The following is a 14,085-nucleotide window of genomic DNA, read 5'->3' as shown; positions in this document are numbered from 1 at the left end:
ACAGCCCTGCGGGACCACCCCAGCGCCTCGCCGAGGTCCTCCCCCAGCACCCCCGCCGCGACGCCCCCAGGACGCACGAACGGCCCCGGACCGAGCAGGTCCGGGGCCGTGCGGCGTACGTCGCGCAGGAGGAGGGGTGGCTACTCCTTGCCGACCTCCTTGGCCAGCGTGCCCAGGTAGAGCTCGATGACCTTGGGGTCGTTGGCCAGCTCGCGGCCGCTACCGGTGTAGGCGTCGCGGCCCTGGTCGAGGACGTAGCCGCGGTCGCAGACCTGCAGGCAGCGACGGGCGTTCTGCTCGACCATCACCACGCACACGCCGGTCTTGTTGATCTGGCGGGTGCGGATGAACGTCTCGTCCTGGCGCACGGGCGAGAGACCGGCGGAGGGCTCGTCGAGCAGCAGCACGGACGGCTCCATCATCAGCGCACGGGCCATCGCCAGCGACTGGCGCTCACCGCCCGACAGCGCGCCGGCGCTGCGGTCCTTGCGCTCGTGGAGGTTGGGGAACAGGTCCCACATGGCGTCGAGGCGCTCGCGCAGCTTCTTGGGGCGCAGGAAGAGCCCCATCCGCAGGTTCTCCTGGATGGACAAGGACGGGAAGACGTTCTCCGTCTGCGGCACGAAGCCGACACCCATCTGCACCAGCTGGTTGGCGCGCATGTTGGTGATCTCGCGCTCGCCCAGGTGCACGCTGCCCGAGTGGATCTTCACCAGCCCGAACATCGCCTTGAGCAGCGTGGACTTGCCGGCACCGTTGGGGCCGATGATGCCGATCATCTCGCCGGGGTAGGCGGTGAGGCTGCACCCGTTGAGGATGTTGACGCCCGGCAGGTAGCCGGCGACGAGGTCCTTGGCCTCGACCACGGGCCGCGAGCCGGCCGGGACGCCCGGCGGCAGCTCGGCGTTCGTCTGGGTGGTCATCGCTTCCCCTTCTCCGCGTCCCGTCGGGCCGCCTCTTCCTCGTCGGCCTCGTGGTGCAGATCCTTGACGACCTCGTCGCGGAGCAGGTCGTCGTCGCCCAGGTCGGTGTCGTGGTGCGCACCGAGGTAGGCGTCGATCACCGCCGGGTTGGCCATCACCGTGTCGGCCGGGCCCTCGGCGACGATGCGTCCCTCGGCCATCACCACGACCCAGTCGGAGATGTGCTGGACGACGTGCATGTCGTGCTCGACGAAGAGAACGGTCATGCCCTCGTCGCGCAGGCTCTGGATGTGGCCGAGCAGCGACTGGGTCAGTGCCGGGTTCACACCGGCCATCGGCTCGTCGAGCATGATCATGGTCGGGTCGGTCATCAGCGCCCGGGCCATCTCGAGGAGCTTGCGCTGGCCGCCGGAGAGGCTGCCCGCGTAGTCGTCCTTCTTCTCCAGCAGCTTGAAGCGGGCCAGCAGCTCCTCGGCCTTGGCCCGCACCTCGCCCTCCTGGGAGTGCCACAGCGGCTTGAACATGGCCTTGGCCAGGCTCTCGCCGGTCTGGTCCTTGGCGCCCAGCATCATGTTGTCCATCACCGTCATCCGGCTCAGGGCCTTGGTCAGCTGGAAGGTGCGCACCATGCCCGCCTTGGCCACCTTGGGCGCCGAGGTCTTGTCGAGCTTGGCCCCGTTGAAGGACCAGTGCGCGCCCTTGCCGGCCGACGACGGCTTGTCGAAGCCGGTGATGAGGTTGAAGAACGTCGTCTTGCCGGCACCGTTGGGGCCGATCAGCGCGGTGATCAGGCCGCGCTGGACCTCGAGGTGCTCGACGTCGACGGCCGTGATGCCACCGAAGTGCCGGGTGATGCGGTCGACGCTCAGGATCGGGTCGGGCTTCTCGGCGCCCGGCACCTGCGCGACGCCGCTCATCAGGGCGCGACGCGCGGCGGGATCGGCCAGGTCGCCCTGGCCGTCGGTCGTCGTGGTCCCGCTCGGGGTGCTCGGGTTCGTGGGCTCAGACATGGAAGCGCAGCTCTCTCTTGTCACCAAGGATGCCTTGTGGTCGGAAGATCACCAGCAGCACCAGCGCCACGCCGACGACGACGTAGGAGAACTGCTCGGTCTGCTGGGTGCTCATGATGCTGTTGGGCACGTAGGCACCCGACAGCTCGCGGACCAGGATGCGGGCGGAGAAGAAGATGATCGAGCCGAGGACGGGGCCGAAGATCGTCGCCGCGCCACCGAGCAGGAGCGCGGTGTAGGCGAAGAACGTCAGCTGGCGACCCATCGAGTCGGCCTGCACGGAGCCGGTCAGCACGTAGACCATGCCGCCGAGGGCACCGAACATGCCGCCGATGATCAGCGCCTGCATCTTGATGGCGAAGACGTTCTTGCCGAGGCTGCGCATCGCCTCCTCGTCCTCGCGGATGCCGCGCAGGAGGCGGCCCCACGGGCTGCGCACCAGCAGGAAGACGATGATGCAGGAGACGCCCACCAGCGACCAGGCCACCACCCGGACCCACCACCCGTCCACGCTGGTGCGCGGCTCGGTCTGGGGGAAGGAGAAGAAGAGGGCCAGGAAGAGGACGACGAAGAGGGCAGCGACCACCAGCTTGGGGGTGGCGGTGGTCCCGATCTTGGGCGCCTGCCCGTCAGCCGACTTCATCCGCTTGGCGATCACGACGATGCCGACGACGGCCGCGACGGCCACGAGCAGGCCCACGACCCGCAGGCCGGCACCCCCACCCGCGTCGCGGTAGTTCAGGGGCAGCAGGTCGAAGCTGCCGCTCCCGAAGAACGACAGGTCCATGAACGGACCCTGGTAGTCCTTGCCGAAGATGCCCTGCGAGCCGCCGGTGAAGTCCTCGAAGGCGGCGAGACGGCCGGTGTAGCGGATGATCTCCGCCGCCGAGATGGTCACGATGGCCAGGTAGTCGCCTCGTAGCTTCAGCGTGGGCAGACCCAGGATGAAGGAGAAGAGCACCGAGACGACCAGACCGATGAGCACGGCGACGGCCAGCGGGATGTCGTAGGTGATGGAGATGGCCATGCCGTACGCACCGAGCAGCATGTAGCCGGCCTGGCCGATGTTGAGCAGGCCGGTGAAGCCGAAGTGGATGTTGAGGCCGATCACGGCGATGGCGACCGCCGCGGTGTCGGGCGAGATGGCCTCGCCGACCACGGCATCGAGGATTCCGAGGAACTCGTTCATCTGCAGGCTCCTTCTCAGCCGACTCGGACGGCGCGTCCGAGCAGGCCCTGGGGCCTGACCATCAGCAGCAGGATGAGGATGACCAGCGCCACCGCGTACTTGAGGTCACCGGGCGCGCCCAGCGGACCGGCCAGCTCCACGACGAGACCGATGATGATGGCGCCCACGAAGGCGCCGAAGGCGGTGCCCAGACCACCCAGCGTCACGGCCGCGAAGAGCAGCAGCAGGATCTGCATGCCGGTGTCCCAACGGATGCCGTTGCTGACCACCAGGGCGTAGAAGACGCCGCCCAGGCCGGCCAGCGCGGTGGCCGCGATCCACACGAAGCGGATGATGCGGTCCACGTCGATGCCGGAGGCGGCGGCCAGGGCCGGGTTGTCGGACACCGCGCGGGTGGCCTGCCCGACCCGGGTGCGCAGCAGCACGAAGCCGACCACGGCGATGGCCACGAGCGCGACGCCCATCGCCACGAAGGACATGTCGGTCATCCGGACCGGGCCGATCTCGACGACGTCGAAGGTACGCACGACGACCTTCTGCTGCGAGGCGCCCACGAAGAACTGGAAGGCGTACTGCGCGGCGAGCGCGAGACCGATCGTCACGATCATCATCTGGGTCAGGCCCAGGCCCCGCCGTCGTAGCGGTTGCCACATCAGGCGGTCCTGCACGTAGCCGGTCGCGCCACAGATGATCGTGGTCAGCAGGATGCCGATCCACAGGTTGAGCCCCGCGACGTTGACCAGGCCGTAGGCGACCATGCCGCCCAGCGTCACCTGCTCGGCGTGCGAGAAGCTGGACAGACCGGTGGTGCCGTAGATCAGCGAGAGACCGACCGAGGCGAGCGCCAGCAGCAGGCCCAGACGCAGGCCCTGGGCGATGCTCTGGACGATCTGCTCACCGAACCCACTGCCCTCCGCGTCGTAGTCGACCGAGCGGACCTCGAGGTCGGGCGTCGCGGTGCGGCCCAGCTTGACCGGCACCCGGATGCTGCCGTCGTCCTCCTGGAACCGCGGCGCGGGCGGGATGATCTCCACGTCGTCGGGCAGCGACTCGGGGTCGACGAACAGGAAGTAGTTACCCGCCTCGGTGACCTGGAAGCTGTACTTGCCGTCGGCCGCCGTGGTGATGGAGTTGACCTCGGTGCCGGCCTCGTCGCGCAGCACCACGTCGGCACCCTCGACCGGGTTGGTCCGGTTGCCGACGGTGCCGCTGACACACGCGGTCTGGCCGGGCTGGGCCAGGCAGAGGGTCGCCACACCGGCGCTCGCCGGCGAGGCACCGAGGCCCAGGGCGAGGAGCGGGGCCAGCAGCATGCCCAAGAGGGCACCGACCACGGACGTTCGTCGTCGTAGGCCAGGTGGCCTGGGGCAAGCCTTCACGTGCGATCTCCTCTCGCGCGCCCGGCTGGGCGCCGCCCGGCAGTCTAGGGGCACAGTGAGACCCACCTCACCACAACGTCGACAACTTCTGTCCGCGTCGTGTCGGGCTTTACCGGCTCGTGACCGAGCCGAGACCAAGAGGGGTGCTCAGCCGTCCTGCGGCTGCGGGTCGTCGTCGCCGCCGGCCCCGGCTTCGGCCACACCGTGCTCGACGACGCCCTCGGCGACCTGGCGCATCGAGAGCCGCAGGTCCATCGCGGTCTTCTGGATCCAGCGGAACGCCTCGGGCTCGGAGACCCCGAGCTCGCGCTGCAGCACGCTCTTGGCGCGGTCGACGCTCTTGCGGGTCTCGAGCCGGTCGGTCAGGCCGGCCACCTCGGTCTCCAACGCCTGCACCTCGGCGTACCGGCTCAGCGCCATCTCGATCGCGGGCACCAGGTCGGTGTGGCTGAACGGCTTGACCAGGTACGCCATCGCGCCGGCGTCGCGGGCCCGCTCGACGAGCTCACGCTGGGAGAAGGCGGTCAGCACGATGACCGGCGCGATCCGCTGGCGCGCGATCGCCTCCGCCGCCGCGATCCCGTCGAGGACCGGCATCTTCACGTCGAGGATGACCAGGTCGGGACGGTGCTCCTCGGCCAGGCGTACGGCGCTCTCGCCGTCGCCGGCCTGGCCCACGACGTCGAAGCCCTCCTCGGCGAGCATCTCGGCGAGGTCCATGCGGATCAGCACCTCGTCCTCGGCGATGACGACGGTGCGGGAGGTCGCGGTCGGGTCAGGGGCTGCGGCGCTGCTCACGACAGCAGGCTAGCCTCGTCCGGCCACCGGCGGGGGCCACGGGTCGCGCCAGGACCGCTGTCGGCCGAGGGGGCCCGCTCTAGTAGCGTTCCTGACACCTGTCGCCCCGGTAGTCCAACGGCAGAGACACGGTGCTCAAACCACCGCCAGTGTGGGTTCGAATCCCACCCGGGGCACCACGGCAGCGCGTCGTCGCGCGACCGCTGCCCGCCACAGCGCAGCCACTGTCGGTGCTCTCGCCGATGCTGGTGATCATGCACCCACCCGCTCACCGCAGAGCCGCCGAGGAGCTGCTCGCGGCTGGCGTGGGCGTCGCTGAGGCCGCTCGACAGCTGGGCCTGGCGAGGTCGACGGTCCGGGACTGGTCCCGACCCCCGGCCACTCCGCGGCGAGGAGAGTGCCCACGCTGTGCGGGCGTGGCGCTCGGGAGTGGGTACCCGGCCCTGCTCGGCTACTACCTGGGCGACGGCCACATCTCCCGAGCCGCCAGGTACCACGCGCTCCGGGTGTCGTGCGATGCGACGTATCCCGGCATCGTCGCCGACGTCCAGCACCTCATCACAGCCGTGCGTCCGCACTGCCGCGTCTTCCTGGTCGAGGCGCCGGGGGTCGTCGTGGTCCAGGCGCACTGGCAGCACTGGCCGTGCCTGTTTCCCCAGCACGGCCCCGGCAGGAAGCACGAACGGCCCATCGTCCTCGAGCCGTGGCAGGAGGAGGCCGTGTGCCAGGCTCCTGGCGACTTCCTCCGGGGGTTGCTGCACTCCGACGGCGCCCGCGTCCGCAACTGGGCGACCAGGCGGGTGGCCGGTGAGCTGAAGCGCTACGACTACCCGCGCTGGCAGTTCAGCAACAGGTCGGAGGACATCCTGGGGCTCTGCTGCTGGGCGCTCGACCTCGCGGGCGTGGCGTGGCGCCGGTCGGGGCCGAGCACCGTGAGCGTCTCGACACGCGCCGGGGTCGCCCGCCTCGACGAGCTGGTCGGGCCGAAGACCTGACCGGGGCGGGGCTCAGCCGCGGCGGTAGGCCGGGGCCACCTCGTTGATGGCGTCGCCCATCTGGTGGATCCGCAGCGCGTTGGTCGACCCGGGGATGCCCGGGGGCGCACCGGCGATGATGACGACCAGGTCGCCCTCGGCGACCCGGCCGATCTGCAGCAGCTGCTCGTCGACCTGGCGCACCATCTCGTCGGTGTGCTCCACCTCGACGGTGCGGAACGTCTCGACGCCCCAGGTCAGTGACAGCTGCGAGCGCACGATGTTCTCGGGCGTGAAGGCCAGCAGCGGCACCCGCCCGCGCAGCCGCGCCATCCGCCGGGCGGTGTCGCCACTGGTGGTGAAGGCGACGACGTACTTCGCCCCGACCCGCTCAGCGACCTCGGCGGCCGCCTTGGCGATCACGCCGGAGCGGGTGTGGGGGTCCCAGTCGATGGTGGCCACGCCGGAGCCGTTGCTGGCCAGGGCGTGGTTCTCGGTGGAGGTGATGATGCGCGCCATCGTCTCGACGGTGGTCACGGGGTGGTCCCCCACGCTGGTCTCGCCCGACAGCATCACCGCGTCGGCGCCGTCGAGGACCGCGTTGGCCACGTCGGAGGCCTCGGCCCGCGTCGGCGCCGGGGCGCTGATCATCGACTCCAGCATCTGGGTGGCGACGATGACGGGCTTGGCGTTGAGTCGGGCCTGCTCGATGATCCGCTTCTGCAGGAAGGGGACGTCCTCGAGGGGGCACTCCACACCCAGGTCGCCCCGGGCGACCATGAAGCCGTCGAAGGCCGCGATGATCTCGTCGAGGTTGTCCATCGCCTGCGGCTTCTCGATCTTGGCGATGACGGGGACGAGCACGCCCTCCTCGCGCATGATCGCACGCACGTCCTCGGCGTCGGCGGCGTCGCGCACGAACGAGAGCGCGACGAAGTCGACGCTGAGCCTCAGCGCGAAGCGCAGGTCCTCGATGTCCTTCTCGGACAGGGCCGGCACGGAGACCGCGACGCCGGGCAGGTTGATGCCCTTGTTGTTGCTGACCTTGCCGCCCACGACGACCTTGCAGCGCACGTCGGTCTCGCCGACCTCGAGCACCTCGAGGCGCACCCGTCCGTCGTCGATCAGCAGCGGGTCGCCCGGGGCCACGTCACCGGGCAGGCCCTTGTACGTCGTCCCGCAGATCTCGTCGTCGCCCGGCACGTCGCGGGTGGTGATCGTCCACTCCGCCCCGACCTCGAGCCGCGCCGAGCCCTCGGCGAAGGTCTCGAGCCGGATCTTCGGGCCCTGGAGGTCGGCGAAGATCCCGACGCCGTGGCCGGTCTCGTCGGCGGCCTCGCGCACCAGGCGGTAGACCTCGGCGTGGTCGGCATGGCTGCCGTGGCTCATGTTGAGTCGGGCGACGTCCATGCCGGCGCTGACGAGGGCACGGATGCTCTCGCGCGAGGACGTGACGGGACCGAGGGTGCAGACGATCTTGGCTCTACGCACGCGCTCACCCTACCTGTCCGTTGGAACGTTCAAACAGGGGTCACCGCCACGCGCCCCGCCGGACCGGGGACCCCCGGCCCGGCGGGCGCGCGTCAGACCGTCAGCGGGCGGTCGGTCGGCTTGACCGGCGCGGGCAGCGCGGTCTCGCCGGTCAGGTAGGCGTCGACGTACGACGCCGCCGCGCGGCCCTCGGCGATCGCCCACACGATGAGCGACTGGCCGCGACCGCAGTCACCGGCCACGAAGACACCCGGGCGCGAGGCGGCGTACGACGCGTCGCGCCGCACGTTGCCCCGCTCGTCGAGCTCGAGGTCGAGCTGCTCGACCAGGCCCTCGCGCTCGGGACCGGTGAAGCCCATCGCGAAGAGCACCAGGTCGGCCGGGATCTCGCGGCTGCTGCCCTCGACCTCGGTCGGGCGACCGTCCTCGAGGACGACGTCGACGAGCTCGAGCGCGCGCACGTGCCCGTCGTCGTCGCCGATGAAGCGCTTCGTGGAGACGGCGTAGACCCGCTCCCCCGCCTCCTCGTGGGCCGAGGAGACCCGGAACGTCATCGGGTAGGTCGGCCACGGCTGGCCCTCCGGGCGGGTGCCCGGCGGCTCCGGCATGATCTCGAGCTGGGTGATCGAGGCCGCCTGCTGGCGCGTCGAGGTGCCCAGGCAGTCGGCACCGGTGTCGCCGCCGCCGATGATCACCACGTGCTTGCCCTCGGCGGTGACCTGGCCCTCCACGCTCTCGCCGACCGCGACGCGGTTGGCCTGCGGCAGGAAGTCCATGGCCTGGTGGATGCCGTCGAGCTCACGGCCCTCGACACCGAGGTCGCGGGCCACGGTCGAGCCGGTGGCCAGCACGACGGCGTCGTACCGGTCGGCCAGACGCTGCCCGGTCAGGTCGCCCCCGACGTCGACGCCGGCGCGGAAGACCGTGCCCTCGCGGCGCATCTGGTCGAGGCGCCGGTCGAGGTGCTTCTTCTCCATCTTGAACTCGGGGATGCCGTAGCGCAGCAGCCCGCCGATCTTGTCGGCGCGCTCGTAGACGGCCACGGTGTGCCCGGCCCGGGTGAGCTGCTGGGCGGCGGCCAGGCCGGCGGGGCCCGAGCCGATCACGGCCACGGTGCGGCCCGAGAGCCACTCCGGCGGCTGGGGCCGCACGGTGCCGGACTCCCACGCCTTGTCGATGATCGAGACCTCGACGTTCTTGATCGTCACCGGGTCCTGGTTGATGCCCAGCACGCAGGCGGTCTCGCAGGGCGCCGGGCAGAGCCGACCGGTGAACTCGGGGAAGTTGTTCGTGGCGTGCAGCCGCTCGATCGCCCCCTCCCAGTCGTCGCGCCAGACCAGGTCGTTCCACTCGGGGATGATGTTGCCCAGCGGGCAGCCCTGGTGGCAGAACGGGATGCCGCAGTCCATGCAGCGCCCGGCCTGCGGGGTGATGATCGGCAGCAGGGCACGGCCGACGCCGTCGGGGTAGACCTCGTTCCAGTCCCCCACCCGCTCCTCGACCGGACGACGGGTCGCGACCTTGCGACCCTCCTTCAGAAAGCCCTTGGGGTCAGCCATGGAGCGCCTCCATCATCGCGTGAGCGGTCTGGTTCTCGTCGAGCCCGTCGGCCTCGGCCTTCGCCTTGGCCTCCAGGGAGATGCGGTAGTCACGGGGCATCACCTCGGTGAAGCGGGCCAGCGACTGCGACCAGTCGGCCAGCAGCGCCTCGGCGACCTCCGACCCGGTCTCCTCGAGGTGGCTGCGCACCAGGGCCTCGAGCTCCTCGGCGGCCTCGCCCTCGACGGGCATCAGCTCGACGAGCTCGCGGTTGACCCGCGCCTCGTCGAGGTCGAGCACCCAGGCCACGCCGCCGGACATGCCGGCCGCGACGTTGCGGCCGGTGGGGCCCAGCACGACCAGGCGGCCGCCGGTCATGTACTCCGCGGCATGGTCGCCCACGCCCTCGGTGACCACCCGCGCGCCGGAGTTGCGCACGCAGCAACGCTCGCCGACCCCGCCCCGGATGAAGACCGAGCCCGAGGTCGCGCCGTAGGCGATCGTGTTGCCGGCGATGACCTGCTCGGAGGCGGTGAAGGTCGCCGAGCGGTCGGGACGCACCACGATGCGCCCGCCGGAGAGGCCCTTGCCGACGTAGTCGTTGGCGTCGCCCTCGAGCCGCAGGGTGATGCCCGGCGGCACGAACGCGCCGAAGGACTGGCCCGCGGAGCCGAGGAACGTCAGGTCGATGGTGCCGTCGGGCAGACCCTCGCCGCCGTAGCGCTTGGTCACCTCGTGGCCCAGGATCGTGCCCACCGTGCGGTGCACGTTGCGCACCGCGACCTGGGCCCGCACCGGCTCGCCGTTCTCGAGCGCCGGCTGGGCCAGCGGCACCAGCTCGGTCACGTCGAGCGACTTCTCCAGCCCGTGGTCCTGGGTCTTGGTGCAGCGCAGGTCCTGGTCGGGGAAGGCCGACGTGTCGGGGCTGTGCAGGATCGGGCTCAGGTCGAGACCCGCGGCCTTCCAGTGCTCGACCGCCGGGGCCACGTCGAGCGCCTCGACCTGGCCGATGGCCTCGTCGAGGCTGCGGAAGCCGAGCTCGGCGAGGAGCTCGCGCACCTCCTCGGCGATGTAGGTGAAGAAGTTGACGATGTACTCCGCCTTGCCCGAGAACCGCTCGCGCAGCACCGGGTTCTGCGTCGCCACGCCCACCGGGCAGGTGTCGAGGTGGCAGACCCGCATCATGATGCAGCCCGAGACCACCAGCGGCGCGGTGGCGAAGCCGTACTCCTCGGCGCCCAGCAGTGCCGCCACGACGACGTCGCGACCGGTCTTGAGCTGGCCGTCGGTCTGCACCACGATCCGGTCGCGCAGCCCGTTGAGCAGCAGCGTCTGCTGGGTCTCGGCGAGGCCGAGCTCCCAGGGTCCGCCGGCGTGCTTGAGCGAGGTCAGCGGCGAGGCGCCGGTGCCGCCGTCGTGGCCGGAGATCAGCACCACGTCGGCGTGCGCCTTGGAGACACCGGTCGCGACCGTGCCGACGCCGACCTCGGAGACCAGCTTGACGTGCACGCGGGCCGCCGGGTTGGCGTTCTTGAGGTCGTGGATCAGCTGGGCCAGGTCCTCGATCGAGTAGATGTCGTGGTGCGGCGGCGGGCTGATCAGGCCCACGCCGGGCGTGCTGTGCCGGGTCTTGGCCACCCACGGGTAGACCTTGTGGCCGGGCAGCTGCCCGCCCTCGCCCGGCTTGGCGCCCTGGGCCATCTTGATCTGGATGTCGTCGGCGTTGGTCAGGTACTCCGACGTCACGCCGAACCGGCCGCTGGCGACCTGCTTGATGGAGCTGCGCCGCTCGGGGTCGTAGAGCCGCTCGGGGTCCTCGCCGCCCTCACCGGTGTTCGACTTCGCGCCGAGCCGGTTCATCGCGATGGCGAGGGTCTCGTGCGCCTCGCCGCTGATCGAGCCGTAGGACATCGCGCCGGTCGAGAACCGCTTGACGATCTCGGAGACCGGCTCGACCTCCTCGATCGGCACCGGGGCGCGCCCGGCCTGCTCGGCGTCCTTGAACCGGAACAGCCCGCGCAGGGTCATCAGCCGCTCGGACTGCTCGTCGACGCGCTGGGTGTACTGCTTGAAGACGTCGTAGCGCCCGGTGCGCGTGGAGTGCTGCAGGCGGAAGACCGTCTCGGGGTCGAACAGGTGCGGCTCGGCCTCGCCGTTGACGCTGCGGCGCCACTGGTACTCGCCGCCGATCTCGAGCTCGCGGTGCGCGGGCATGATGCCGCCGCGCGGGTACGCCGTGCGGTGGCGACGGGCGACCTCCTCGGCGATGGTGTCGAGCTCGATGCCGCCGAGCTTGGAGGTCGTGCCGGTGAAGTACTTGTCGACCACCGACTGCGAGAGGCCCAGGGCCTCGAAGATCTGCGCACCGGTGTAGGAGGCGACCGTGGAGACGCCCATCTTCGACATCACCTTGAGCACGCCCTTGCCCAGCGCCTTGACCAGGTTGGCCACGGCCTGCTCGGGCTCGCTGGTGACGTAGTAGCCCTCGCGGGCCAGGTCCTCGGCCGACTCCATGGCCAGGTAGGGGTTGACCGCGGCCGCGCCGTAGCCGACCAGCAGCGCCACGTGGTGGGTCTCGCGCACGTCGCCGGCCTCGACCAGCAGGCCGACCTGGGTGCGGGTCTTCTCGCGCACCAGGTGGTGGTGAACCGCGGCGGTGAGCAGCAGCGACGGGATCGGGGCCAGCTCGGCGGTGGAGTGCCGGTCGGAGAGCACGATGATCCGCGCCCCCTCGGCGATGGCGGCGCTGACCTCGGCGCACACCTCGTCGATGCGGGCCGCCAGCGCGGCGCCGCCACCGTCGACCTCGTACAGGCCGCGGGAGACGTGGGTGATGAAGCCCGGCATGTCGCCGTCGCGGTTGACGTGGCGGATCTTGGCCAGGTCGTCGTTGGAGATCACCGGGAACGGCAGCACCACCTGGCGGCACGAGGCCGGGGTGGGCTCGAGCAGGTTGGACTCTGGGCCGATGGTGCCGCTCAGCGAGGTGACGAGCTCCTCGCGGATCGCGTCGAGCGGCGGGTTGGTGACCTGGGCGAAGAGCTGCGCGAAGTAGTCGAAGAGCAGGCGCGGCTTCTGCGAGAGCGCCGCGATGGGCGTGTCGGTGCCCATCGAGCCGATCGGCTCGGCGCCGGTGTTGGCCATCGGGGTGATGATGACCCGCAGCTCCTCCTCGGTGTAGCCGAAGACCTGCTGGCGCCGGGTGACGCTGGCGTGGGTGTGCACGATGTGCTCGCGCTCGGGGATGTCGTCGAGGTGGATCAGCCCGGCGTGCAGCCACTCCTCGTAGGGGTGCTCGGCCGCGAGGCCCGACTTGACCTCCTCGTCCTCGATGATGCGGTGCTCCTCGGTGTCGACGAGGAACATCCGGCCCGGCTGCAGCCGGCCCTTGCGCACGATCGTGGCGGGGTCGAGGTCGAGCACGCCGACCTCGGAGGCCAGCACGACGAGACCGTCGCCGGTGACCCAGTAGCGCGAGGGGCGCAGGCCGTTGCGGTCGAGCACCGCGCCGATCTGGTCGCCGTCGGTGAAGACGACGCAGGCCGGGCCGTCCCACGGCTCCATCATGCTGGCGTGGAACTCGTAGAAGGCGCGGCGGGCCGCGTCCATCTCGGTGTGGTTCTCCCACGCCTCGGGGATCATCATCAGCACCGAGTGCGGCAGCGAGCGCCCACCCATGTGCAGCAGCTCGAGCACCTCGTCGAAGGACGCGGAGTCGGAGGCGCCGTCGGTGACGATCGGGTAGAGCCGCTCGAGGTCGCCGGGGATCAGGTCGGAGTCGAGCAGCGCCTCGCGGGCCCGCATCCAGTTGCGGTTGCCCATCACGGTGTTGATCTCGCCGTTGTGGGCGATGTAGCGGAACGGGTGCGAGAGCGGCCAGCTCGGGAAGGTGTTGGTCGAGAAGCGCGAGTGCACCACGGCCAGCGCCGAGGCGACGCGCTCGTCGACCAGGTCGGGGTAGAACTGGTCGAGCTGCTCGGTGGTCAGCATGCCCTTGTAGGCCAGGGTGCGCGCCGACAGCGACGGGAAGTAGACGTCGGTCTCGCGCTCGGCGCGCTTGCGCAGGCAGAAGGCCATCCGCTCCAGCGACATGCCGGTGACCCGCTGGGTCGCCCCGGCCACGAAGAGCTGGCGGAAGGTCGGCATCACGCCGAGGGCGGTGGCGCCCAGGGTGCTGGGGTCGGTGGGGACCTCGCGCCAGCCGAGGACCGCGAGGCCCTCCTCGGCGGCGATCTCCTCGATGCGGGCCACGGTGGCGTCCACGTGCTCGTCGTCACCGGGCAGGAACGCCGTGCCGACGGCGTACGCGCGCTGCGGCGGGAGCTCGATGCCGAGCTCGGCGGTCGCCTCGCGCAGGAACGCGTCGGGCACCTGCATCAGGATGCCGGCGCCGTCGCCGGAGTCGGGCTCGGCGCCCGCGGCACCGCGGTGCTCGAGGTTGCGCAGGGCGGTGAGTGCCTGGGCCACGATGTCGTGGCTGGCGACGCCGGTCAGGGTCGCGACGAAAGCCACACCGCACGCGTCGTGCTCGTGGCGGGGGTCGTAGAGCCCTTGGGGCGGCGGGAATGCGTGCTGGTAGGGCACCGGGGTCTCCCGTCGTCGTCGCCGCCGGGGAACGGACCCTGGTCGAGCTGGTCCGGGACCGGCGACTGCGGTGGAGCGGATCTTGAGTCGAGCGCAGGGGACGACATTGGCCCACGCGAAGGATCAGGCTAGCACCGGTGACCTGGGCCGCCGGTCCACACGGTCCTGGCCGCCGCCTGGTGAGACGCCTGGTGGGAC

9 protein-coding genes and 1 tRNA gene are annotated in these 14,085 nt (G+C 70.8%); 2 read left to right on the top strand and 8 right to left on the bottom strand.

Annotated features, from left to right (window positions below; translation table 11 throughout):
- Positions 1-140: 140 nt before the first annotated feature.
- The 5 genes from QWJ41_RS04705 to QWJ41_RS04685 form a co-directional block, all read right to left on the bottom strand.
- A complete protein-coding gene (locus tag QWJ41_RS04705; RefSeq protein ID WP_302706033.1) occupies positions 141-923 on the bottom strand; it encodes an ABC transporter ATP-binding protein in 783 nt (260 codons plus the stop codon).
- Positions 920-1,933, bottom strand: a complete 1,014-nt coding sequence (locus tag QWJ41_RS04700) for an ABC transporter ATP-binding protein (protein WP_302706031.1) — start codon at positions 1,931-1,933, stop codon at positions 920-922. Before QWJ41_RS04700 ends, QWJ41_RS04705 begins: the two co-directional genes overlap by 4 nt.
- A complete protein-coding gene (locus QWJ41_RS04695) occupies positions 1,926-3,122 on the bottom strand; it encodes a branched-chain amino acid ABC transporter permease (RefSeq protein ID WP_302706029.1) in 1,197 nt (398 codons plus the stop codon). Before QWJ41_RS04695 ends, QWJ41_RS04700 begins: the two co-directional genes overlap by 8 nt.
- Positions 3,123-3,136: 14 nt before the next feature.
- On the bottom strand, positions 3,137-4,435 hold the full coding sequence (locus QWJ41_RS04690; RefSeq protein ID WP_302706027.1) for an ABC transporter permease subunit: 1,299 nt from the start codon (positions 4,433-4,435) through the stop codon (positions 3,137-3,139).
- A gap of 213 nt (positions 4,436-4,648) precedes the next feature.
- A complete protein-coding gene (locus QWJ41_RS04685; protein ID WP_302706025.1) occupies positions 4,649-5,299 on the bottom strand; it encodes an ANTAR domain-containing response regulator in 651 nt (216 codons plus the stop codon).
- 103 nt (positions 5,300-5,402) lie between these two features.
- Between QWJ41_RS04685 and QWJ41_RS04680 the strand changes: the two genes are divergently transcribed.
- Positions 5,403-5,478: transfer RNA gene (locus QWJ41_RS04680), tRNA-Leu, on the top strand.
- Positions 5,479-5,715: 237 nt separating this feature from the next.
- A complete protein-coding gene (locus tag QWJ41_RS04675) occupies positions 5,716-6,294 on the top strand; it encodes a transcriptional regulator (RefSeq protein ID WP_302706023.1) in 579 nt (192 codons plus the stop codon).
- A gap of 12 nt (positions 6,295-6,306) precedes the next feature.
- Here the strand turns inward: QWJ41_RS04675 and pyk are convergent, their stop codons facing one another.
- The 3 genes from pyk to gltB all read right to left on the bottom strand — a co-directional run bounded on the left by pyk (position 6,307) and on the right by gltB (position 13,887).
- On the bottom strand, positions 6,307-7,764 hold the full coding sequence (gene pyk / locus QWJ41_RS04670) for a pyruvate kinase (RefSeq protein WP_302706021.1): 1,458 nt from the start codon (positions 7,762-7,764) through the stop codon (positions 6,307-6,309).
- 92 nt (positions 7,765-7,856) lie between these two features.
- The gene (locus tag QWJ41_RS04665) at positions 7,857-9,323 is read right to left on the bottom strand and encodes a glutamate synthase subunit beta (RefSeq protein WP_302706019.1); all 1,467 of its coding nucleotides are present in this window, start codon (positions 9,321-9,323) and stop codon (positions 7,857-7,859) included.
- Positions 9,316-13,887 (bottom strand): glutamate synthase large subunit, encoded by a 4,572-nt coding sequence (gltB, locus tag QWJ41_RS04660; protein ID WP_302706017.1) that lies wholly within the window; start codon positions 13,885-13,887, stop codon positions 9,316-9,318. Before gltB ends, QWJ41_RS04665 begins: the two co-directional genes overlap by 8 nt.
- Positions 13,888-14,085 lie beyond the last annotated feature (198 nt).

The organism is Nocardioides cremeus (genome assembly GCF_030518195.1).
In the GTDB taxonomy this organism is placed as follows: Bacteria; Actinomycetota; Actinomycetes; order Propionibacteriales; family Nocardioidaceae; genus Nocardioides; species Nocardioides cremeus.
This window is presented reverse-complemented; position numbering and strand designations above follow the sequence as displayed.

Excerpts from the sequence above, each read along its gene's own strand:
- QWJ41_RS04705 (WP_302706033.1), bottom strand. The coding sequence starts at position 923 with ATGACCACCCAGACGAACGCCGAGCTGCCGCCGGGCGTCCCGGCCGGC.
- QWJ41_RS04700 (WP_302706031.1), bottom strand. The coding sequence starts at position 1,933 with ATGTCTGAGCCCACGAACCCGAGCACCCCGAGCGGGACCACGACGACC.
- QWJ41_RS04695 (WP_302706029.1), bottom strand. The coding sequence starts at position 3,122 with ATGAACGAGTTCCTCGGAATCCTCGATGCCGTGGTCGGCGAGGCCATC.
- QWJ41_RS04690 (WP_302706027.1), bottom strand. The coding sequence starts at position 4,435 with ATGCTGCTGGCCCCGCTCCTCGCCCTGGGCCTCGGTGCCTCGCCGGCG.
- QWJ41_RS04665 (WP_302706019.1), bottom strand. The coding sequence starts at position 9,323 with ATGGCTGACCCCAAGGGCTTTCTGAAGGAGGGTCGCAAGGTCGCGACC.